The 19,148-nt window shown below is 44.6% G+C and carries 27 protein-coding genes; 26 read left to right on the forward strand and 1 reads right to left on the reverse strand.

The annotated features are described in order from the left end of the window. Positions 1–13: 13 nt before the first annotated feature. The 20 genes from ACUTVW_RS06335 (at position 14) to ACUTVW_RS06430 (ending at position 9,892) form a co-directional block, all read left to right on the forward strand. Positions 14–451 (forward strand): hypothetical protein, encoded by a 438-nt coding sequence (locus ACUTVW_RS06335; protein WP_445645016.1) that lies wholly within the window; start codon positions 14–16, stop codon positions 449–451. Positions 452–557: 106 nt separating this feature from the next. Continuing rightward, positions 558–941 (forward strand): hypothetical protein, encoded by a 384-nt coding sequence (locus ACUTVW_RS06340; RefSeq protein WP_445645017.1) that lies wholly within the window; start codon positions 558–560, stop codon positions 939–941. A gap of 107 nt (positions 942–1,048) precedes the next feature. Beyond that, entirely contained in the window at positions 1,049–1,252 is a 204-nt protein-coding gene (locus tag ACUTVW_RS06345; protein WP_445645018.1) for a hypothetical protein, read from the forward strand. 116 nt (positions 1,253–1,368) lie between these two features. Next, a complete protein-coding gene (locus ACUTVW_RS06350; protein WP_445645019.1) occupies positions 1,369–2,487 on the forward strand; it encodes a hypothetical protein in 1,119 nt (372 codons plus the stop codon). Between the two features lie 79 nt (positions 2,488–2,566). Continuing rightward, on the forward strand, positions 2,567–2,785 hold the full coding sequence (locus tag ACUTVW_RS06355) for a hypothetical protein (protein WP_445645020.1): 219 nt from the start codon (positions 2,567–2,569) through the stop codon (positions 2,783–2,785). After that, complete coding sequence (locus ACUTVW_RS06360; RefSeq protein WP_445645021.1) at positions 2,782–3,093, forward strand: hypothetical protein; 312 nt, start codon at positions 2,782–2,784, stop codon at positions 3,091–3,093. The genes ACUTVW_RS06355 and ACUTVW_RS06360 overlap by 4 nt, the downstream gene beginning before the upstream one ends. Before the next feature lie 86 nt (positions 3,094–3,179). After that, positions 3,180–3,536 carry a hypothetical protein gene (locus ACUTVW_RS06365; RefSeq protein ID WP_445645022.1) on the forward strand — a complete coding sequence of 119 codons (357 nt, stop codon included), beginning with the start codon at positions 3,180–3,182 and terminating at the stop codon, positions 3,534–3,536. Continuing rightward, complete coding sequence (locus ACUTVW_RS06370) at positions 3,514–3,843, forward strand: hypothetical protein (RefSeq protein ID WP_445645023.1); 330 nt, start codon at positions 3,514–3,516, stop codon at positions 3,841–3,843. The genes ACUTVW_RS06365 and ACUTVW_RS06370 overlap by 23 nt, the downstream gene beginning before the upstream one ends. A gap of 78 nt (positions 3,844–3,921) precedes the next feature. After that, entirely contained in the window at positions 3,922–4,419 is a 498-nt protein-coding gene (locus ACUTVW_RS06375; protein ID WP_445645024.1) for a hypothetical protein, read from the forward strand. Positions 4,420–4,459: 40 nt separating this feature from the next. Then, positions 4,460–4,651 carry a hypothetical protein gene (locus ACUTVW_RS06380; RefSeq protein ID WP_445645025.1) on the forward strand — a complete coding sequence of 64 codons (192 nt, stop codon included), beginning with the start codon at positions 4,460–4,462 and terminating at the stop codon, positions 4,649–4,651. Positions 4,652–4,926: 275 nt separating this feature from the next. Beyond that, positions 4,927–5,220 (forward strand): hypothetical protein, encoded by a 294-nt coding sequence (locus ACUTVW_RS06385; RefSeq protein WP_445645026.1) that lies wholly within the window; start codon positions 4,927–4,929, stop codon positions 5,218–5,220. Then, entirely contained in the window at positions 5,217–5,459 is a 243-nt protein-coding gene (locus ACUTVW_RS06390) for a hypothetical protein (protein ID WP_445645027.1), read from the forward strand. The genes ACUTVW_RS06385 and ACUTVW_RS06390 overlap by 4 nt, the downstream gene beginning before the upstream one ends. Before the next feature lie 170 nt (positions 5,460–5,629). Continuing rightward, positions 5,630–5,872: a hypothetical protein gene (locus ACUTVW_RS06395; RefSeq protein WP_445645028.1), complete on the forward strand. Its 243-nt coding sequence runs from the start codon at positions 5,630–5,632 to the stop codon at positions 5,870–5,872. Next, positions 5,872–6,591, forward strand: coding sequence for a sigma-70 family RNA polymerase sigma factor (locus ACUTVW_RS06400; protein ID WP_445645029.1), 720 nt, complete (start codon positions 5,872–5,874; stop codon positions 6,589–6,591). Before ACUTVW_RS06395 ends, ACUTVW_RS06400 begins: the two co-directional genes overlap by 1 nt. A 105-nt stretch (positions 6,592–6,696) precedes the next feature. Next, positions 6,697–7,038 (forward strand): HU family DNA-binding protein, encoded by a 342-nt coding sequence (locus ACUTVW_RS06405; RefSeq protein WP_445645030.1) that lies wholly within the window; start codon positions 6,697–6,699, stop codon positions 7,036–7,038. 114 nt (positions 7,039–7,152) lie between these two features. Next, positions 7,153–7,383 carry a hypothetical protein gene (locus tag ACUTVW_RS06410; protein WP_445645031.1) on the forward strand — a complete coding sequence of 77 codons (231 nt, stop codon included), beginning with the start codon at positions 7,153–7,155 and terminating at the stop codon, positions 7,381–7,383. 95 nt (positions 7,384–7,478) lie between these two features. Beyond that, positions 7,479–8,342 carry a sigma-70 family RNA polymerase sigma factor gene (locus ACUTVW_RS06415; RefSeq protein WP_445645032.1) on the forward strand — a complete coding sequence of 288 codons (864 nt, stop codon included), beginning with the start codon at positions 7,479–7,481 and terminating at the stop codon, positions 8,340–8,342. 154 nt (positions 8,343–8,496) lie between these two features. Then, a complete protein-coding gene (locus ACUTVW_RS06420) occupies positions 8,497–8,766 on the forward strand; it encodes a thioredoxin family protein (RefSeq protein WP_445645033.1) in 270 nt (89 codons plus the stop codon). A gap of 460 nt (positions 8,767–9,226) precedes the next feature. Further along, complete coding sequence (locus tag ACUTVW_RS06425) at positions 9,227–9,409, forward strand: hypothetical protein (RefSeq protein WP_445645034.1); 183 nt, start codon at positions 9,227–9,229, stop codon at positions 9,407–9,409. Positions 9,410–9,664: 255 nt separating this feature from the next. Next, positions 9,665–9,892, forward strand: a complete 228-nt coding sequence (locus ACUTVW_RS06430; protein WP_445645500.1) for a hypothetical protein — start codon at positions 9,665–9,667, stop codon at positions 9,890–9,892. On the opposite strand, the gene ACUTVW_RS06435 is transcribed toward ACUTVW_RS06430, so the two are convergent. Continuing rightward, the gene (locus ACUTVW_RS06435) at positions 9,848–10,126 is read right to left on the reverse strand and encodes a helix-turn-helix domain-containing protein (RefSeq protein ID WP_445645035.1); all 279 of its coding nucleotides are present in this window, start codon (positions 10,124–10,126) and stop codon (positions 9,848–9,850) included. The genes ACUTVW_RS06430 and ACUTVW_RS06435 overlap by 45 nt on opposite strands. Positions 10,127–10,763: 637 nt before the next feature. On the opposite strand from ACUTVW_RS06435, the gene ACUTVW_RS06440 reads away from it, so the two are divergent. From ACUTVW_RS06440 to ACUTVW_RS06465, 6 genes are all read left to right on the forward strand, one after another. Then, a complete protein-coding gene (locus tag ACUTVW_RS06440; RefSeq protein WP_445645036.1) occupies positions 10,764–11,159 on the forward strand; it encodes a hypothetical protein in 396 nt (131 codons plus the stop codon). Positions 11,160–11,323: 164 nt separating this feature from the next. Further along, positions 11,324–11,785 (forward strand): hypothetical protein, encoded by a 462-nt coding sequence (locus ACUTVW_RS06445; protein WP_445645037.1) that lies wholly within the window; start codon positions 11,324–11,326, stop codon positions 11,783–11,785. Continuing rightward, positions 11,786–12,844: a hypothetical protein gene (locus ACUTVW_RS06450; protein WP_445645038.1), complete on the forward strand. Its 1,059-nt coding sequence runs from the start codon at positions 11,786–11,788 to the stop codon at positions 12,842–12,844. It abuts the gene before it with no gap. A gap of 159 nt (positions 12,845–13,003) precedes the next feature. Continuing rightward, on the forward strand, positions 13,004–13,462 hold the full coding sequence (locus ACUTVW_RS06455) for a DNA polymerase III subunit gamma/tau (RefSeq protein ID WP_434750844.1): 459 nt from the start codon (positions 13,004–13,006) through the stop codon (positions 13,460–13,462). Further along, complete coding sequence (locus tag ACUTVW_RS06460; RefSeq protein ID WP_434750845.1) at positions 13,423–13,791, forward strand: hypothetical protein; 369 nt, start codon at positions 13,423–13,425, stop codon at positions 13,789–13,791. Before ACUTVW_RS06455 ends, ACUTVW_RS06460 begins: the two co-directional genes overlap by 40 nt. Positions 13,792–13,855: 64 nt before the next feature. Next, complete coding sequence (locus ACUTVW_RS06465) at positions 13,856–19,090, forward strand: hypothetical protein (RefSeq protein WP_445645039.1); 5,235 nt, start codon at positions 13,856–13,858, stop codon at positions 19,088–19,090. Positions 19,091–19,148: the final 58 nt, after the last annotated feature.

Raw genomic sequence — 19,148 nt, forward strand, 5'->3', positions numbered from 1 at the left:
AAGGAGCGATAACATGGCAACAGTTTCAGGAATTAGGGTGTGGGGAAACGTTTCTCTTGCCCGAGACACAGAGATTAAAACCGGAGCTAACGACAACATCATCGTTACTGTCAACGGAACCGATTACCCTATCACATTAAACGTAGGGGAGTATAAGACCAGCCATTCGCATGTAACATCCGAACTGGTTCAGCATATCGCAAGTAAATTAACTGCGGCAGGATGTCCTGTTTACGCCAAGGTGGGAGGGATCCACGATGATAACCCGAGAACGGTACTTGTCATTGAAGCGGTAGATCATGGGGAAAACGTAACAATGGCAGTGTCTGGTAATGGCGCTACTGCCTTTATAGGAGATGAACCGTACCAAATCCAGCCTCCCGTTTCGGTTTCTGAACCTACTTTAGGGGCGATGAGTTTAACCTCAAGCATACAAGCCAAAAAGAACTAAAAGACCCTTTCGGGGTCTTTTTTATTTTACCGCACCTTTTTACGAAGATAGCTAGACTACTGTGATTGTAAGGCAAAACAAACAATCGAAACGGAGCTAGGGAAACATGACAACAGTAAAATTCAACCCTAATACGCAGAAGCGTACTTCTCAACGAGCCATGGTGCTGACCGCACTTCGTAACGCAGGTTCTAAAGGATTGGCCAACTATGAACTGTACGAAATCAGCCAGCGTTGGGCGGCACGTCTGCAAGAATTGTACAAGCAAGGCTACAAGATTCGTGTTGACAACTTGGGTGACGGTATTTACAGCTACACATTGGTCGAAGAACCTGCTGCAGTCCTGCCGAGACCTGACCGTGCTCAAGATGTCCTGACTCGTGAGATTGAAGGTAAGTTCGGCGGTTCTGTGACAACTGCTCAACTCCTTTACATCCTGCAATCTAACAAACTTCAGGTCGGACGTAAAGCCGGAACATTTAGCGTATAAAATACCAGTTCTACTTATTGATATGTACAAGGCATAACGATCGAGCATGTGATTTGCAACTAATCGGGACTATGTAGCGACCACTATAGAGAAGGGGGCGACAAGCTATGAAGATGACAATAGAACAATACGCAGAAATCATCGCAGGTAAGGTTGCTCACACGGCAAAGAACATCGCTAAGAAAGGCGGTCGGCAAGAGGAAGCTGATTCTGATGTAGCCGCCGCAATGATTATCACCTTCGCTCAAGAGATGATGCAAGTCATGAATCAAGTTGAGCAGATGAACGGTAAAGCAGCTATTTTACACTAGGAGGAAACTCTTGAGTGATTCCGAATCGAATAGTCAGAGGAACTCAAAGCAACCTGCGAGTTCCGTCTCAGGGTGATGACAAAGATAATTGATTTCAAGACTGAGGGAGGTCAGTAATGTTTAATCGATACGCTGTCGGTGGGCGGCTAGACCCGCCCTATTACCCTACAAAACCTCACCCTCACTTTGTGGGTAGAGCAATCTCGATTCCTGCGAAGGCGAACGGGGATAGGGTTTTAAAGGATACCTTTACAATGTCTCATGACCTTGAGTTTTATGCGGTATCCATCAGAACGAACATGAACACCATCGAAGACTACTGGAATTTAACTGTGGACGGAAGGGTACTCGCGAGGAACATTCACTGCAAAAATTATGAAGAAGGCTTGTACTTTCAGGTAGCGCATCCGGTGGTGGCAGGTAAAGAGTTCCTGTTCGAGTACCACACACCACACGGAGACGGAAAGAATCTTGAGTTGATGTTCCACTTCCTTACTGAGCCTGACGTTAACCTTGTTCTCACCGGAACAACTGAATTAGGCAACTACCCTGACCCGCCCGAAGAACCAGCCGAAGACCAACAACCACCGGACGCACCGGAAGGTGGTATACAGCTTCCTGTTACGTGGCAACCGTTTACTTCCGTTGCTGAAGCCGAGAAGTGGGCAAGTAACTTGGGAGTGTCAGTAAACTTCGCCAAGAAGATTGATGCCGCTAACTATGTGACGGAAGCGTTGGCATTACTCCTGAATACCTGCGGCGGTTTCGCTGACATGATTCAGAAGCATAAGCTAACAATTCAGATTGAGAACGGTAATGGTGCGAATGGATACTTTGACCCTTCCTCTGGAAAGGTTGTTGTAAGTAAGACGTATGACTACGCTAACGCTGATGTCATCGCTCAAATGGAATATGATACCGGGCAGAAGTCTTCTCCTAATAAACTGAGGACGGTCATTCATGAGATTGGGCACTGGCTTCATTATCACAACGTTGGAGCACAACAGTTCTATACATACTCTGCCCTGGACCCTGACAACTACGGAGTGAAGACAATCCTGACCAATGCGGAATCGACGTATATTGCGAACCACCTTTGTAACTATGCGACCAAGTGGTTTCCTATTGAGTTGATGCCTGAAACATTCACCGCCAAGATAACCGGAGTACCTATTGATGCGAAGATATGGGAGTGGTACGAGCAGTACGGTGGATTCAAATGTGAGGGTTGGTAACTCTGTGCCAACACGTGTTTCATAAAATCACGTATACGAAAGAGATGGAATTGGTGGCAATGGAGAGGAGATTTTTGTAATGGATATTACAGTTCCTTGCATTTTCTGCAAGCACTTTAATAGGGACGAACGGGAGAACATGACCTGTGCGGCTTACCCTAATGGAATACCTAGAGAGATTCAGGAGCTAAAAGTAATTCACACCGAGCCTTACCCCGCCGACAACGGAATCAAGTACGAGCCATTAAGTGATAAGCATGATTACTTCAAATACTTTAAGGGAGAGATTCGACAATGAAAAAAGTAGTTGGAGCGTTATTAACAGGTTTGGGGATTGGTGCGGTTGGAGCAGTCGGGTTTGCAGGAGCGGCAGCAATTATTATTATTACTATTCTACTTAGACCATTGTTTGCTCTCTTGGTAGGTTGGGTGATCGGGTTCGGGTTAAAAGTCATTGCGGGTTCATTCGTGGCCTGTACGTTGAGTACGATTTTCCACACCGTAATTGCCGCTTCCGCTTTGCCGCAAATCTTCGCGGGTATTGCATTGCTGGCTTCCTTCATTAAACCTTCCCGCAATGTAACTGTCGAGAGCGCAAATAAGTAAAAGGTTAAAGATAGTTTTGAAACCTGAAGAGAGGACTTCGTAACTCCTGCTAACCATAAGCTGACTATTATAGAGAGGTGACATGAATGATAGGATTTTTAAACAAGTGCCCCCAATGTGGGGCACGTTCTTCTTTTACACCCGAAGAGATGGAATGTGATAAGGCGTTGGTGCTGTGGTGCAGTCACTGTGGAAACTTCATCAATCAGACATTTACGATCGAGACTGTCCGCAGGTGGTGGGTACGATACGACGAAGGTGAGGAATCTATCGTTCCTCCGGTCAGCAAGTATAACCTTCAGAAACTCATAGAGATCGAACAGATGCTTAATGAGCAAGGTGAATGGATGGAGAGCATTGAGATTCACATTAAAGACTTTAAAGACTACCAGTATACAGACGAAGAGGGTGACATTAATCATGAAGGTTCAGATAACAGCTAAGTTTTTCCTTGACAACGGCGAAGTTAAGAGGGTCGATTGGTTGGAGATTGACCCTAAGCTCAAAGGTAACATTGTCGAGGATGGCGTAAACAAGCCTGTGGAAATAATCCTCAAGGCGGCTAAGGATGTGCAAGATGAATACAAGAAAATATTCCGCAAGTATCAAAAGGACGGTGAAGTATTCGCTGTCGAAAACATCTTGGGTGAGGTATCCGGCATTCCCTTTACAAAGGTAACGTACTGGACATTAAAAGCAGAAGAGGTGAAAGAGGGGGCAAGCGAGTCTACCCATAGCGCAACTATCTAATAGTAGCTTGGATAGGTCGATTTACTAGTATGAAGCGACCACGATAGAGAAAGCATACAAACAACGGAGGTAACAACAATGACAAAACCAAGTTCCTTTAACCCTTTCGGTTTCCCTGTAGTGCCTAGCATGGCCGATGCTGACCTTCTTGCCATTATCCAGAAAGCCGCCCGCTATGACGAGACGGTCAAGTTAAATAAAGACTTATCAAAACGTGTTGAGGAATTAGAAAGTACTTTAGCTGAACAAACGCTTGATTCAGAGGAAGCGTTTGCAGTCCCTTCGTTCCCGCAGGGTTTTGAATACTACGGAAACGCCGGAGAACTTACCGACGAAGAGATTCAGTATGGTCTGGTTTCTGCAGCACAGGAAAAATTGGAAGCGGGTAAGTTCCACTTCATCGGAGCAGGAGATTCAGCCATCATTCGTATGCACGATGGAGATCGTATCATTACTATCGTAGCTCAAGGGTACTATGAGCACCAAAAAATCCTCCCTGAACAAAACACTAACGCTAACGGTTGCGATGATCCCGATTGTATCTGCCAAATCTATAAGTTCGCTTCTACCACCTAGGTTACAAAGACCCTCAAGCGAAAGAAGGTAAAAACTGTTGATGGACAAACACGAAAACGCAAGGATTCAGGGAAATAGCTCACTGTTGGTAGCTGATGTGGCTTCTTTGATTAAAGCCGGAGAGCTGGACAAGTCCATCCCATTTATGGCTTATAACCGATCCACCCGCCGTGCCGCTGAGAAGCAAGCAATGAAGATGATTCGTCGCTCGAAGGTAAATGGAAGCCATTAATCAACAAAAGGGCACACGTCCTTTTGACATTTCATATCACGTAGCCCGCACCTTATAACGTACATAGAGCGACAATTATAGAGAACTCAAAACAAGGGAGATGTTGATAAGTTAGAAAGATCATCCGTAGAAACTTCTTGCTTCAACCTGATGCTTATAACTGTCGCACCCCCTTAAAGATAAATATAGTTTGATGTGATGGAGGGAGTGTCCGGGGTGAAGTGGATCGACAAATGCTGGGACACCTTCAACGCATATTACCTAGGAGGGATAAAATGGAAAAAACTTATGTTTACACTCTTGGAGTTGTAGTAGAGCAAGTAGAGATGATTGAGAGTGCTATCAGGAATATGAAGCAAACTATGCGCCATGTATCACCCGCCACGGTAGACGTAATTCGCAGAAACAAGAATCAGCTTGAATCATTGCTGGAACGTATCATGAACGCTGATGTATCTTCCACCCCTGGGCTTCAGGCTTCTATTGAAGGTAACAAGCAGTGTCTTCAGGACTGCTTCTCGGCAGACTACACAAACCGTCTCAGCACGATTAGGAGGACAAGACGATGAAAATGAAGTTCAGCGATGTTTATGGAATCCTTCAGAACAACAGGAAGGCTGTTTCTGATATGGGACTGGATTATACCAATGTGCTTGAAGGAGAAGGCAAGTGCCTTATCTCTGCGGAACTGGATGCCCTGAAAGAAAGCTACGCAGACCTGTACAATTCGGACATCCAATTGAACGAAAATATCGACGCTATCAGGAAAAAAGCTAACTCCTGTTTTACCTGTTTAGACCTAATTTAAAGGTATATCAATCTGACTTCTTTGAAAACAAGCGACGTAACTACGCCAAAACAACCTCTTCCAACGATCGAGATAACTTGTAAGAAATCAGAGACCTTCGGGTCTCTTTTTCTTTCGCATCTTTCTCCCTACATAAATCTACTACTGATAGTAAAGGGAGCGTGATACAGATGAACATTGACCACAGAATAGCCGCAGGTTTGCTACTTAAAGAAGTTCCTGAGAAGCACATGAAGGAGATTTACTTCCAAGCTAACGGAAAGAGTATTTTCCTGAGTTCCATTACTGAAGAGAAATTGGTCTCTGAAGATAAGTTCGATATGTTCCAGCACTGGATTGAAGAGACCGTAATCAACCTACCTTCCTACGAGATCCTGTTGGAAGTTCTTGAAACTGAAGGGGACGTTGTCTAATGACAACTAACGTAAGAGACATGACGGACAACGAGTTCGTGACCACCCACCAAAACCTTGTACACAGTGCATGTCAGCGGTACGTGGCTTTACTTGATGTGATTAAACATTCTTCCGGTGCTGATTACGAAGACCTGCTGCAAGTGGGCATGCTGGGTCTCCTGAAGTCAAGAGACAGGTTCAGCACTGAGTTGGGGTTTCATTTCTCTACCTATGCTGTGCCTATGATTATCGGGGAGATTCGCCAATTCCTTCGGGACAATAACAGGGTAAAGACTTCACGGTGGATTAAGGAACAGTATCCAAGATTCCGTAAGATGGGATTGTATGAAGAGGATGCTTCAACCGTAGCCGCCGCTCTTGATATTTTTGAGAAGCAAGCCAAGATTCTGCTAGAATACAAACCGCAGTTCCGTTCACTCAGCGAGGTGCTATTTAATGATGCTTCAGGCAACGTGGAAGTAACCTTACTGGACGTACTGAAGAGCGACTACAACCTTGAGCAAGATGTGGTCAACCACACTATTGTTAAGGACTTCCTAGATATACTGAGTGAGCGTGAACGTAACATTTGGTTTGAGTACCACCAGAGCGGCAATAAGCAGTCTACTCTATCCAAACGCTATGGGGTTTCACAGGTGCAAATTAGTAGGATATTAGAAAAAATAGAGACGAAAGCGGTGCGCTTCGGAAGAATGAAGGGCTATGCTAACGAGTAAACAAAGCACTGGTGAAAATTAAGAGGTAATTACATAAGATATGTTACTGGCCCATAGCGAGTCGCCTATATTGGTGGTAACGCACCGAGAAAGGAAGTTGTCGCTATGGCTAATAAGCACTTGAAAGATATAATCCGAGAGACCACAGAGGTCTTAAAGGTGGAATCCCGTCAGAACGAAGCGCTTCATGAGATTCACCCGAATGATGTTGAGCGTGTTCTGCGGAGAGGTCTCGATACTATTCTCGAAAACTTGGTTCAAGGCAATAAAATCTATCTTATCCATTCCTTTAATCTCGAACCCAAGGACTATGACGCAAAGCATGTCAAGAATCCTCAGACCGGAGAGCCGATGGTCATTGAACCCTATCGTGCAATCCTTATCAAACCGTCTGACTCTGCCAAAAAACGACTCAAGAGCGGCAAGAAAACCTATCCGCTAAAGTAATAGAAAGACCCCGAAAGGGGTCTTTTCTTTTTGACGCATCTCCTGCCATACATAGCGCGACTACTAGAGTATGAAGCAAATAATACGGTGAAGCACCGTAAGGAGATGAGATAAATGAGTATTGTTAATACCCACAAGAAAATCGAGACAATGGATGACGCTGCGTACAAAGCTTTTATGGAAGGAAGCGGCTCCGCAGAACCTCAAGGGTCGAAATTAGAGTGGGGCGATTTCAAGAAAACATTCAAAGTCACCGGGGATGGGGTCGTGGTTACAGCAGATGGTGAGGTAGAGAACGTATTGAAATCTGCGCAAGAAGACAGACAGTTTGAGGTGAAATACTAGTGCTGAGTCCCAACTACCTACAACTTAGGCAAGACAATCTGAAGGATATGCACAATATAGAACTCCTGAAAGCATGTAAAGAGGACAGAGAACTCATGGGCGAGTTCTTGAAAGCCAATAGAGACTTTATCTTCTCTATCATCAAGCACTTTAAAGGGAGTGTCGAGGAACTTGTATTTAAATTTCGTATCACCGAGGATGAACTTTACCAACATGCATGTATCGGCATACTCACATCGATTAGAGACTTTGACTTTGATCGGGGCATCAAGTTTACTACATTCGTCGTGCGTCCCATCCTTTGGGAAATCAATCAGCTTCTTTATAGTGACTCTCAGTCTGTACGGTTAAGTCGTGGTGCAGTTGACCTCATTAAGAGGATGGCCGAGATTGAGGAATCTCTTGGGTATCGACCCGCTGAGGATGAAATGTCCCAACTGCTTAAGGTGACTGTCGAACGCTATCGAGAGATTGCGATGTTCAGTGATGAACTGGAGCACTACGACGGTATTGATAACTTCGAGTTCACTAACAAGGATGAGAGAAGTATTGAAGAAGAAGTCACCAATCGTCTCTATGTAAAGCAATTACTGGAAGACCCAATGTTTACAGATTTCGAGAAGAAGGTTATGTGTTTAGTCTTGGAGGATGCAAGCAACAACAATACACAGATTGCGGAACGTCTTAACGTTTACCCGATGACGATTAACCGTACCTTGGCGCGAATTAGAAGTAAAATCGAGAGCCGTAAGTCTTACGTAAAAGAAGAGAAAACCAAGATTCCTTCCAAGTATGAACGGGAGATATCCATTATTGCTCAGGAAACCAAGGAGCGCAATGAGAACCTTTGCATCGAAGATATCACGGATCTGCTTGAGGTGTGTGGTTACGACCCCGCCACCTACTCGACAAGGGTTCTCTACTATATCCGCCAGAAAGCCAGTCAACAGGGTGCTTAAAGCAAGATGCGGAAGCAACCATTGTTTATAACCAGGTGCTGGCGATTAAACGTCTAATAGAAAGGGAAACGAATATGAGAGAACGAGACGATCACGCCTGCAACATTGAGGTATACGACAACCAAGCTAAGTTCCCGAATAATTACGGTGACGAATGAACCTGACTCTTTATTACAGCAACGACTGCGGTCACTGCCGCCGCATACAGAAGACTCTCGACAAGATTGCTCAGGAACGACAGAAGGTCAACGTTTCCAGGATTGAATACGATCCTTCCATTCACACGGAAGTAAAGTTCATCCCGACAGTGGTTGTAAGCTACGGAGAGAGAGAACTAGGGCGTTTCAGCAGTGCTCTAGCAAAGAAGAAAATTGACGCATGGCTGGACCAACTAGAAGAATACATCAGAGTTCACTTGGGGTAATAATACATATTTGTCTGAAAAACAAACTAGCTTTGGCATCCAAATCTATTTCCATATCATATAAAAAATATAAAAAGTGATGTAATAAATTAACTTAAGTGAACCGTAAACTTAAAATGCTTGCATTAAAAGTCTTGATACTCAAGGCTTTTTTTCTCATGCACATGTACGTCTAGTGCGTACAAAAAGTTCAAGTGCGCACAAACCTTCCTATATTGGTACATGAGGTGGTCATATTGAAATGCGGTTGCGGAAGGTTTATCACGCAGAATGCAAAGGCTCTAGCCACGATCTATGAGACGGAAGGCAGTAAATGTATCCATTGTCTATCGGATGCCTTGAATGTTCCTTATCAAGAGTTAGTGGATAGGTACATGGGAATTTACGAGTGTCGACCTTGTGCTCAAGATAAGAAGAAAGCGGAGATACGGAGAAAATTACTTGGACTAGGGGGATAACAATGAAATACCTGAGATCAGGTTTTACTGACACATTGGTGAAGAACAACTTTCGTATTCTACTGAATGGTAAGCCAATCAAGAGATTTGCTATTGACCCTTACAATGAATTGGTTCGAGAAGCGAAGCACTGGCTCTTGATTCTTTCCGGTAAGAAGTCGAACAAAGGGAATGATGTAAAGTGAATGCGCTAATCAAGTGTATAAAGTGCGAGTTCAGGTACGTCACAGAGAAAGCAAGGGAAAACTTTGTTGCCGAAGGACTTCAAGGAGAGCCCCTGCTTTGTCTCCATTGCATCGGTAAAATTACGGGAAAAGTCATGAACCGATATGGCTACTTGGTCTTGCCTGAAGAGTTAGAGGATTCTAACCAACGGATGCAGGTTCTACCAAAAACACTCACTGGATGTAGACCATGTATGAAGAAGAGAGGGTATCGTGATGAAAACAGAGAGAATGTACTTGATAACAACTCCCGAGAATAAAAAGCATTTGCAGGAGGTGGCTAACCGGTATTTTGAAGGAAACCTGTCTGCCGTTTTCGAGTTTAGGATTGAACGTTTTGACATGCACTTAGAAGGAAAATGGGGGCATCCAGAAACTAAAGACAAAGCCACAGGCAACTTACGCCGTGGCTCTGTTTTTTTTGGTATAAACGTAGAAAAGTAGTCCGCAATCCTCCAAAGCCTGTAACGATACGACAACTGTTTTCCTACTCAGTTTAGTCAGCTTTACGATGTCATCTTGCAACGGGAACTCCGTCCTGCCATCGCTCAGAAGCTTCGTCACCGCAAGGTATGTTGTGATAGCCGAAGCATTCAACCCTCTCTCGAATAGGTCAGCCGCCAGCCAATAACTCTCATTTTCTACGTCCTTTACCACCCCGTATGTGCTTGCTCTCATGGAATCTCACTACCTCTCATTTTGTTGATAGAGACATTATTCACAAGATTAGTAGATTATATACGTGTTTATATATTTCTTTTTATACCATATAAGGAATTAAATAGATGAATACTGCATGTTATGTCTGAAGTGTACGGTTTACCATTCAGTCTGAAGTGTACAGTTTACCATTCAGATTCCATATGAAGTGTAAAAAGTGCATTTGTTGTGAGTTTCTGTATTGTAAAATTTACACCGAATAAAGAGATATAAAAGATTAAGAGATAAAAAGATAAAAGATAAAAGAGATATAAAGTAATAAAACATAGGCCAGGGGTGGTGAATATACTCACGGAGTAAAACTATGGTGAAGCGTGGCGTTACCCTGCGGGTCACGCTATTTGTTTTTTAAAGCCTTCGTTAAAGCGAGGCTCCGCCTACCTATAATGAACGCACAGCAGGTAAATACGACCTACTTTAAGTTAATTAAAGGTCTTCACCCTATAATGACCTGTGACAAAGATAGGAAGGTGGTGAGAAAGTCACAGGAACACTCCTGGACGGAGTGTCTTAAACAAAGTCGGGTCAGAAATTAGTTGACGACTTTTAGTTGGATTGAATGATTACATATCACAACGAGGGGAGCATTACAACAATGGCAGGAACAACAAACAAACGCAAGAGGGCTGCTGAATCCCCTGCAGATACGAAGAAAAAAGCCAAGTTAGAAGTACTAGCTAAAGCCCCTAAAGCCCCTGAAGTAAAGACTGAGGCGGTTAGCGTGGATGGATTGGAGGGCGATGTAGTTGCAGAGTTTACCCAACAACTTTCTATTTCCGGTCATTTCATCTATAACGCACAAGAAGAAGATACCATCCTGATTGTCGAGAACTTGGGCTTCGGGGATATCTATGTCAGCGACAAGCCGGATCTTCGAGTGGGCAATGAAGAGCAACGTTTGCTTTTCAAGGAGCAAAAAGCTTTCAAGGCTGGGAAGTTATATATGACTTCAGATAGCCAGCCTGTGGCATCCATTATCGAAATCAAGTAAAGAAGCACGGTTGGGATGCATATTCATCGATAGCACGTACACCATCTACGTAGTTGCTAATGAGTTCATTTCGGTGGTGAACAACGCAGTACGCAGGGCGGTTAGAAATATACCTGTCTCAACTTATATTGGTATATGAAGCATTCATAAGAGGATGTGATGATATGGGAAAGATCAACGTCTCTGATGTTTACGCCTATATTCATTCCACGCTTCGTCAAGACCCTGAGATTTTTGCCATGCTGGGGCTGGAGGCAGACGCTTCTCTGGAAAATTTGGCAACGAAGATCCAGAAGAGAAAGAAACCGCAGGGCTTAGTTCAGCACAACTTGCCCTTGGTTACGTTCTACAAAAATCCCGGCACAAGAGGCGAGAATTACCATGAGTATAGGTTCATCGTTGACTTCGATATCTATACACAGGATGACGTGGAACTGGCAGTGAACATCGCTGACCGTATTTGCCAAATTTTCGACGATCAATACTTTTGGATGCCGAAAGGAAGTGTGTTCAAAGGTGAGTATGTCACAAGTGCTGAAGACGACATTGACCTGGAGAACACCTACAAGTATTTCACCCAAATATGCTTCACCATTGGGATAGATAAATATAAGGAGGTTTTCTGAATGAGTAAGGTTACTAAGAACAAAAAAATGTTGATTAAGGGCGCTGGTAAGTTTATGGCGAAAATCCCGAACTGTGACGACCTCGTTACAATCGGTACGTTGAACAATATGCGTCTGGATATTCAGCTGGACATGCAGGACATTGAGGGCGGTGACTCTAGCGTAGCACTGGATACGTTGCTTCGTAAGAAGACAATTGATATCACAGCGGAGTCCGCTAAGTTCGATCTTAACCTTGTACGTTTGGCTACTGGCTCGAAACTTCGTGAAGGTGTTTCTGGTTCTGCGTACAGCATGGTCACTGAGACCTTTGTAGTCCCTTCCTCTTCTCCGTATCAAGCCAAACTTACTCAAGTCGCTCTTGCTTCTCCAACACCTAAGTCTTTCGAGGGTGCTGTAGGCGGCGCTGACCTGAGTACAGACGTTACGGTCAGTGGTCAGGATGTCGTATTCGATATGGCGCTTGCAGGTAAGACTGTTGTCATCGTTTATGCTGTGGCACTGGCTGGGATCACACCAGATCCTGACGGCTTCGTGTGGGTGCTGGAAGAAAAGCACACGGTTAAACAGAACGGATCAGACTTTACTGTTGATCTTGTGTACGGAGCATCCCTGAACGTTGATCCTCAGATTTCTGTTCGTACTCTGCAAGGAAATAAATTGCTTAAGAAAACGACTAGCTCTACTCCTACGGAAGACCAGTACGTAGTAAGTGGCGGCATTCTGAAGTTCAACTCAGCTCTCAATGATGTAAACATTTACGTCAACTACAAGCGTAACGAAGTTGTGGATATCCTCGATATCACAACCAAGGACATGCCGCTGACAGTACACGTTGTTCACGATGGTCAGTTTGAGCAGAAGGACGGCACAATCCAAGGTTATCAAACCGAGTTGTTCCAATGCCGCGTGAAGTCCAACTTCACTCTCGATGCACAACGTCAACAAGCATCCACGCATAGCGTAACGCTGACTGTAATCGACCCTGAACGTCCGGATGGTAAGCTTGGTTCTATCAAGCGTTACGAATCTGGTTCTGTATCTGCGGAAGATTGCTAATCACTAGACTCCCTTCGGGGAGTCTTTTTACATACCTGATGTTAGAGTCTAGGCCGACTTACTTAGAATGTTCTATGAGTTGATTGCAGGGACTTCCCCCGCCCTGTAGTCAATTCGATTCACTTTTCTTGGGGGAGAAATATAAAGGGGGCTATTCAAATGAGTGAACGAGATTTAGTTATTCCAAAAGCCGGAGGCATCGCTGAAGAAGTGGCCAGTCAAGTAGAAGATCAGACCCCACAGGGAACGGCTGAAGAAGAGAAGAAGCCACTGACCCAAGATGAAGCTGACATTCGTGAAAAAGTATTCTTCGAGACAGATGAACAGGTTCGTTTGCGTGACGGTAAGACGTATTACATCCCACCACTAGGGTTGCTTGATGCTCGAAAGTTGATGAAGAGACTCAATACGATTGATTCCGGTGTAATCATCGCTAACCTTATCCCGGAAGATGAGGAAGATAGATTTGAAGAGTTGCTTGAGGTACTCCTGGTGGCATTTAAACCATATTACAAACACATGACGGTCGAGCATCTTGGCGAGTACGTTGATTTGGAGACGGCTAAACAGATTATCGATTGCATGATTGGTCTCAATGGGCTAAAAAAGTCCATGTAACCACTCAGGAAGAGGAAGAAGACTATGACAGTCAGCCGCCTGTCGATTGGGCTAACATCTTCTTCAAACTGGCCCATTACTGCCACTTGAAAAAGCATGATGTGTGGCAGTTAACCTTACCTCAGTTAGGTTACTACTTGGAACAATGCAACGAACACATTCAGTTTACAATCAAGGTTTCTACCATGTCGCTTGGCGGTCTGTTCGGAGGAAGCGTTCCTGCTGGTGATTCAACCAGTGAAGAGGAAGTAACAACTGACGGTAAATACATGAATGGTTATAAAGTAGCCGATGCGGAAGACATGAATTTCCTTGCACAGCTATTATAAATCCTCCTGCTCTGCTTCCTTCTAGGGAGGGGCAGGAGTTTTATTTTATGAGGGTGGTGAGACTATGAACAACAAAATCCAAACGGACGTAATTTTAGAGTTGCAGAAATCCATAGATCATATGGCTCGATATGGGCAGGAGATGGAAACTCTCGATTCTCGTTTTGGTAAATTGGAGCAACGGATTGACGCAATGCGTTCGTCCCTGTCCGGTTTGCAATCGCAGATATCACGTGAGTCTGGAAGTAATCTCCGTCAGTCGTTGACAAATGAACTCAACAATCTCATCGCAGGGAACGGGATTGTTCTTGAACAGTTAGGTTCGGCCGGGCTCAGTGTTAAACCTGAGACTCTTCAAGGGATCTTGGGCAAAGTAGAAAATGAAATCAACGAAGAGTTGCGGACGTATGTCCGTAACATACATATTGAAATCACCCCTAACTACGCTAGCGGACAGAAGCTTCCTATCGGTAAAGATGGCTTTAACGAGATTAATAAAGAAGTAGCCAAGGTCATCAAACTACAAATTCGAAACCTTGTTAGTACGATCCAGAAGCAAAAATCCAATCAGGTTAAATCGGAAACTCTTGACAGTTTACAGATTACGATTGGCAAGGAAACGGTTATGGCTTTCGTCAATAAAATCAAACAAAAGATTGTGAATATGCTTCAGAATCCTGACGTAGCTGATGCCGGTGACATGAAAATTTCCAAGGCAGATCTGAACAAGGTAATCAAGGAAGCTAAGGAAAAATTGTTGAAAGCACTGGATGTTGAAATTCCCGACATGGGCGGAATGGAAGTTGCAGACAAGGTAAAGAGAATCCCTAACGAAATAGAACAAAGTCTGAATGAATACGTCAACAAAACCGTTGCAGGCATTAACACTGCAATGGCGGGCAAGATGCAGATTCCATTAGGCGATCTTAGTAAGAAGGTCAAGAAGATCCTTGCTCAGGAACTTGACACTACGGTGGACAAGCTGGAAGCGCTCGGTACAGTCGATTTAGGCTCTATTCATGGTGCTGGATTGAAGGCTCAATTTGAACGAGTGGCGAAGGCTCTTGACAAGAAAATGAGCAATAATGTTCAGGAAGAGATTGAGCAATTAACAAAGGCCATACAAGATGTTGAAATCACCCCTGAGCCTAAGCTAAAACATCATCTTGTGAATCAGATTAACCGCATCAACAATGCATTAATTAACAAAATCCGAGAGCAATTTGACGTTCAGATGCAGTCGATCATCCAAGAGATTAATAAGGTTCAATCCGGACCAGGTGGACTTAACAGTGATACTCAGATTCGGAATGCAGGAGGCCTTGGCCTTTCTACTCCTCGTTCTGGTTCGTCTTCTTCTGAGAGTCAAAACGACGGTGGAGGAACTGCATCCAAAGTAAGTAGTAACAGTGAAAAGGGTAGTGGGTCGGGAGCGGTTAACGCCGAAGCTGTACAAGGGGCAATTATCAACATCTTGCGTCAACGAATTTCGGGAGCCTTCGATAATGTTCTAATGATGGCGATGTCTAAAGGGGTTGAGGCATTTAAGAATATTCAGCCTGAAAAGCTTAACATGATGCAGAACTTAAAGCAGAAGGACGAATACAACCAAGACAAAGACGGTAACCCGCTTGAAAGGACGAACATGGCTGGCGTGGAAAGTACGGTCAGCGATCTGCAAAACTTTATCAGACAGCAGTCTATGTTTTCCGGTACAGATTACAAACAGCTTTATCAAGTAGGGGGCATGGCTTCTGGTTTACTTGATGACCCTGTAGAGATGAAGGAGTTTGTCCGCGTAACTGCACAGTTGAATGCACTAGCCCCTGGAAGTAATCCTGTCAATATCGCCAATGGTCTTGCGTCAACGAAGGCTCAGTTTGGACTTGAGGTGGCTGATCTGGAGGGTAGAATCGCACAACCTTTGGCGGTTGTATCCGACGTGACAAAAGCAAGTATTGAGCAAATTATCGATGCGCTGAAAAGTTCAAGTTCCAAAGTTGACCCTGAAACGGCAATCGTTATGGCGGGTACGACTCTCCAAGCAAAATCACTTGAAGGAGGGAATGTCAGTAACTTCTACAACTCCATTCTGAACAGATTACAGTCTCCTAATGCACTGAATAAGATGGATAAATCACAGGTTGATCCTTACTACGGCGACGACGGTGCAGAAGTAGCCAACAGACTTCAATCTCCTGAAGCTATGAAAAAATTGCAGGAACTGGGTCTAGCGAAAGTTGATGACACAGGAGCGAAGATTCTTGTTCCAGCGGAGGAACTGTTTAAGTCCATTGCCGAGAAGTTGTCCGGTGCAGACAGCTCTACCGTCCGTAATACCAATGATGCTTTGTTCGGTTCATACCAGTCCTCCAAAGGTGCGGCTACAATGCACCAAATTATGAACACGTTTGTTAAGACCATGGAAGTTAGTGGAAACTTTGATAAATCTAAATATGAGAACATGGTCAAGTCGTCTGTAGACAACCCTCTCGTCAACACTAAACGGGCAGGGCAAGGCATAACTATTGCCTTTGATGCTCTTGTTCAGGAGATGACCCCTACCATTAATAAAGTGTCCTACGCACTTATGAACATGGCAGAAAACGTGGCGAAAAATGCCCAATTGTTCGTCACCTTAGGGGACGTGTTATCTAACGTATTGCTTGGGATGATGCTGCTTAAGGGGATCAAGTGGGGAGCTGGGAAGGTTGATGCTGCCTTTAGACCAAACTTTCAGAGAGAGACTGCACGCACCAAATTCCTAGAGAACGTATCAGGCATGAATGTTGATGATTCTATTAAGAAAATGACGCGTAAGCAGGTAGGTAAGATGCAGGAAGATCCATTGCTTGGTGGTTATTTACGTGATCTGAACGGGATGAAGAAAGAGCAAAGCGAGCATTTTAAGAACTACCTGAAGTCTAATAATATAGAGGTTAAAGATTTGCCAACTCTATTTAGCACGATGGACGAAGCTAAAAATTGGCAGCCAGGCAAGGAGTTGACGGATGATGAAAAATTCGACCGGACGAAGCAGTATCACAGTCGCCTAAGTACCCGAACTGAATTGGCTTCCGTCATTACCCCTAGCCTCCTGACTACCCTGAACAGCAGCACAGCTAATCAGGGCGTGTTTAATACTCATAGAGCAAGCGATAACAATTACTTGGATTTGTCCAATAGGATGTCCCAAATGTCACAAGGAGATTTCCAGGGATTTGAAGACCACTTGGTGGACAGACAGCGAAACGGCTTACCCCCGATTGATGATATTGAAAAGCTGAGTGCTGCGATGAATGATTACGAAAAGACCCAGCGGGAAGCCGCTGCTTCTGCTCGACAAGCATCCCCTGCCTTCGGAGATCTGTCTAACGCTGTACGAGGCATGAACTCTGCGGCATCCAAGAAAGGGTTCAAACAGTTCTTGCTGGATATTAAAGACATGGGAAGAGGTGCTCTGTCCTCTATTAGCAACTTGACGAAAGGCATCGCTAAGATGGGGCTAGAGTTAGTGGCATCAATCGCACTGGCAGAAGCATTCAAGGCTATCTCTTGGGAGGCCTCTTCTACAGAAGACCAACGTATGCTTGCAATGGCGGACACAGACGACAAGCAACTCACGTCGGCAGCAAACACTATCCGTATTGGTAAGGAAGGAGATGGGGCTTCCGTTGCTGGATTCTTCAACTTCTTGGGTGGATTGTACGGAGATGGCATGAACCTGATTGATAAGTACGTAGCTGGCAGTGACATGTCCCATGCGGGCCTGTTTACTGAGGGCGGCAGTGATGAGGTATCAAAGGGTGTTATACAAATACTCAATAGGGACAGGAATGCGAACATCCGCTCTCTAAATGAACTATACAAATACCTGAATGATAACAAAGACGACCCTACCTTGAACGAATCGCTTCTTGTTGATCAGTGGGCAACGGAGACTGGCCGGAAGGAGGAAACTAGAAAACTTCGTGAGGAAGCCACCACCAAGCAGTACGAAGCATCAAAGCTTGAAGAGATAGAGCAGAAGAGACTCGAGGAGATTGCGAAGAAGAAATATGAGGAAAAGTACAAGGAAGGTGGAGTCAAGTCTTCTTCCATCGACTCTGACTCTGTTCTAAGCCGTGTCTCTGACCGTATCAATGAGATTAAAGACACGAGCCAAATTGACACGCTTCGTGCGCTCATGGGCGGAATGAAGACTGACTCCGACGAGTACATTGCACTTCGTAAGAAGCAGTCTGAATCCATGCGACAAGTATTAAATGAAGAACTGGCTATCATTGACAAGTATATTGCCAACGCCAAGGCGGTCATGGACAACGCTGCCCCTGGGTCGCAAGAGTACACCGATGCTAAAGCGGCTTACGATAACCTTACTTCGACAAGAGATAAAGTGGCATCCGAAGGGGAAGTTGACATTCTTCGAGAAAAGTGGAACGAAAAACAAGAAACGTATCAAAGTCGGGTTCGTAAGGTTAACAACAGCTTGTCCCGCATTGACCTTATTGCTCAAGCCAAGGAACTGGCGGCGGCGTACAACATGGACACTCAGTCTCAAGAATATTTGGACATCATGAAGAAGATTACACTGAGTAAGCTAAGTCAGATGAAAAATGAATTAGCGAATCTCCAAGCCATCCAAGCCGATGGAGATCTCACCGATGACCAAGCCAATCAGGTTTTACAGCTTCGGAATACAATCGCCAATGAGCAAGCGCGCATTAAGGAGTACAATCTTGCTTCCATCGGAATTGGCAGAGCTAAGATTCAGGACAACAGTTCTGACCGTGAGAATGAGTTGCTGGAACTCAAGTTACGGACTGGAAACCCTGACGACTCCTCGCCGATCCTGCGTAACAAGCGGATTGCCAATGCCAAGCAAGAGGTATCTGAAATCAATCAAGTCATTGCCGATCTGAGAGCTAAACTTCCTTCGGCGGGAGCGGACGAAACAACTAAGATTAACGCCGAAATCCGAGACTTGCAAAAGCAATCTTTACAGACTCAGTTAGGTATCCTGGATGAAATGAAATCCACAGCGGGAACGTTTAACATGCCTAATGGAGTAAGTGCTATGAGCCGCTACGAGTACCTTACCCGTGGCAACACTCACAACACGACAACCATCGGTACAGGGGATGTCACCGTCAACATCACGCTTCCTAACATCACCAACGGGATGACAAACCGCCAGTTGCAACAAGTCGGACAATCCATTGGACAAGGCTTGTCTGTCGGTCGGGTAGGCAACCTTCGTAGCCAACAGGCTATGAATCCTAGCAACTATAGAAGTTAGCGAAACCACTCCCCGTCTTATAATGAGATGGGGAGTTATTTTATAAGGAGGTACAACC

Source organism: Paenibacillus sp. TSA_86.1 (assembly GCF_052691815.1).

What these genes read in the sequence shown, in the direction of transcription:
- ACUTVW_RS06335 (WP_445645016.1), top strand. Translation starts at nt 14, where the DNA reads ATGGCAACAGTTTCAGGAATTAGGGTGTGGGGAAACGTTTCTCTTGCC.
- ACUTVW_RS06340 (WP_445645017.1), top strand. Translation starts at nt 558, where the DNA reads ATGACAACAGTAAAATTCAACCCTAATACGCAGAAGCGTACTTCTCAA.
- ACUTVW_RS06345 (WP_445645018.1), top strand. Translation starts at nt 1,049, where the DNA reads ATGAAGATGACAATAGAACAATACGCAGAAATCATCGCAGGTAAGGTT.
- ACUTVW_RS06350 (WP_445645019.1), top strand. Translation starts at nt 1,369, where the DNA reads ATGTTTAATCGATACGCTGTCGGTGGGCGGCTAGACCCGCCCTATTAC.
- ACUTVW_RS06355 (WP_445645020.1), top strand. Translation starts at nt 2,567, where the DNA reads ATGGATATTACAGTTCCTTGCATTTTCTGCAAGCACTTTAATAGGGAC.
- ACUTVW_RS06360 (WP_445645021.1), top strand. Translation starts at nt 2,782, where the DNA reads ATGAAAAAAGTAGTTGGAGCGTTATTAACAGGTTTGGGGATTGGTGCG.
- ACUTVW_RS06365 (WP_445645022.1), top strand. Translation starts at nt 3,180, where the DNA reads ATGATAGGATTTTTAAACAAGTGCCCCCAATGTGGGGCACGTTCTTCT.
- ACUTVW_RS06370 (WP_445645023.1), top strand. Translation starts at nt 3,514, where the DNA reads ATGAAGGTTCAGATAACAGCTAAGTTTTTCCTTGACAACGGCGAAGTT.
- ACUTVW_RS06375 (WP_445645024.1), top strand. Translation starts at nt 3,922, where the DNA reads ATGACAAAACCAAGTTCCTTTAACCCTTTCGGTTTCCCTGTAGTGCCT.
- ACUTVW_RS06380 (WP_445645025.1), top strand. Translation starts at nt 4,460, where the DNA reads ATGGACAAACACGAAAACGCAAGGATTCAGGGAAATAGCTCACTGTTG.
- ACUTVW_RS06385 (WP_445645026.1), top strand. Translation starts at nt 4,927, where the DNA reads ATGGAAAAAACTTATGTTTACACTCTTGGAGTTGTAGTAGAGCAAGTA.
- ACUTVW_RS06390 (WP_445645027.1), top strand. Translation starts at nt 5,217, where the DNA reads ATGAAAATGAAGTTCAGCGATGTTTATGGAATCCTTCAGAACAACAGG.
- ACUTVW_RS06395 (WP_445645028.1), top strand. Translation starts at nt 5,630, where the DNA reads ATGAACATTGACCACAGAATAGCCGCAGGTTTGCTACTTAAAGAAGTT.
- ACUTVW_RS06400 (WP_445645029.1), top strand. Translation starts at nt 5,872, where the DNA reads ATGACAACTAACGTAAGAGACATGACGGACAACGAGTTCGTGACCACC.
- ACUTVW_RS06405 (WP_445645030.1), top strand. Translation starts at nt 6,697, where the DNA reads ATGGCTAATAAGCACTTGAAAGATATAATCCGAGAGACCACAGAGGTC.
- ACUTVW_RS06410 (WP_445645031.1), top strand. Translation starts at nt 7,153, where the DNA reads ATGAGTATTGTTAATACCCACAAGAAAATCGAGACAATGGATGACGCT.
- ACUTVW_RS06415 (WP_445645032.1), top strand. Translation starts at nt 7,479, where the DNA reads ATGGGCGAGTTCTTGAAAGCCAATAGAGACTTTATCTTCTCTATCATC.
- ACUTVW_RS06420 (WP_445645033.1), top strand. Translation starts at nt 8,497, where the DNA reads ATGAACCTGACTCTTTATTACAGCAACGACTGCGGTCACTGCCGCCGC.
- ACUTVW_RS06425 (WP_445645034.1), top strand. Translation starts at nt 9,227, where the DNA reads ATGAAATACCTGAGATCAGGTTTTACTGACACATTGGTGAAGAACAAC.
- ACUTVW_RS06430 (WP_445645500.1), top strand. Translation starts at nt 9,665, where the DNA reads ATGAAAACAGAGAGAATGTACTTGATAACAACTCCCGAGAATAAAAAG.
- ACUTVW_RS06435 (WP_445645035.1), bottom strand. Translation starts at nt 10,126, where the DNA reads ATGAGAGCAAGCACATACGGGGTGGTAAAGGACGTAGAAAATGAGAGT.
- ACUTVW_RS06440 (WP_445645036.1), top strand. Translation starts at nt 10,764, where the DNA reads ATGGCAGGAACAACAAACAAACGCAAGAGGGCTGCTGAATCCCCTGCA.
- ACUTVW_RS06445 (WP_445645037.1), top strand. Translation starts at nt 11,324, where the DNA reads ATGGGAAAGATCAACGTCTCTGATGTTTACGCCTATATTCATTCCACG.
- ACUTVW_RS06450 (WP_445645038.1), top strand. Translation starts at nt 11,786, where the DNA reads ATGAGTAAGGTTACTAAGAACAAAAAAATGTTGATTAAGGGCGCTGGT.
- ACUTVW_RS06455 (WP_434750844.1), top strand. Translation starts at nt 13,004, where the DNA reads ATGAGTGAACGAGATTTAGTTATTCCAAAAGCCGGAGGCATCGCTGAA.
- ACUTVW_RS06465 (WP_445645039.1), top strand. Translation starts at nt 13,856, where the DNA reads ATGAACAACAAAATCCAAACGGACGTAATTTTAGAGTTGCAGAAATCC.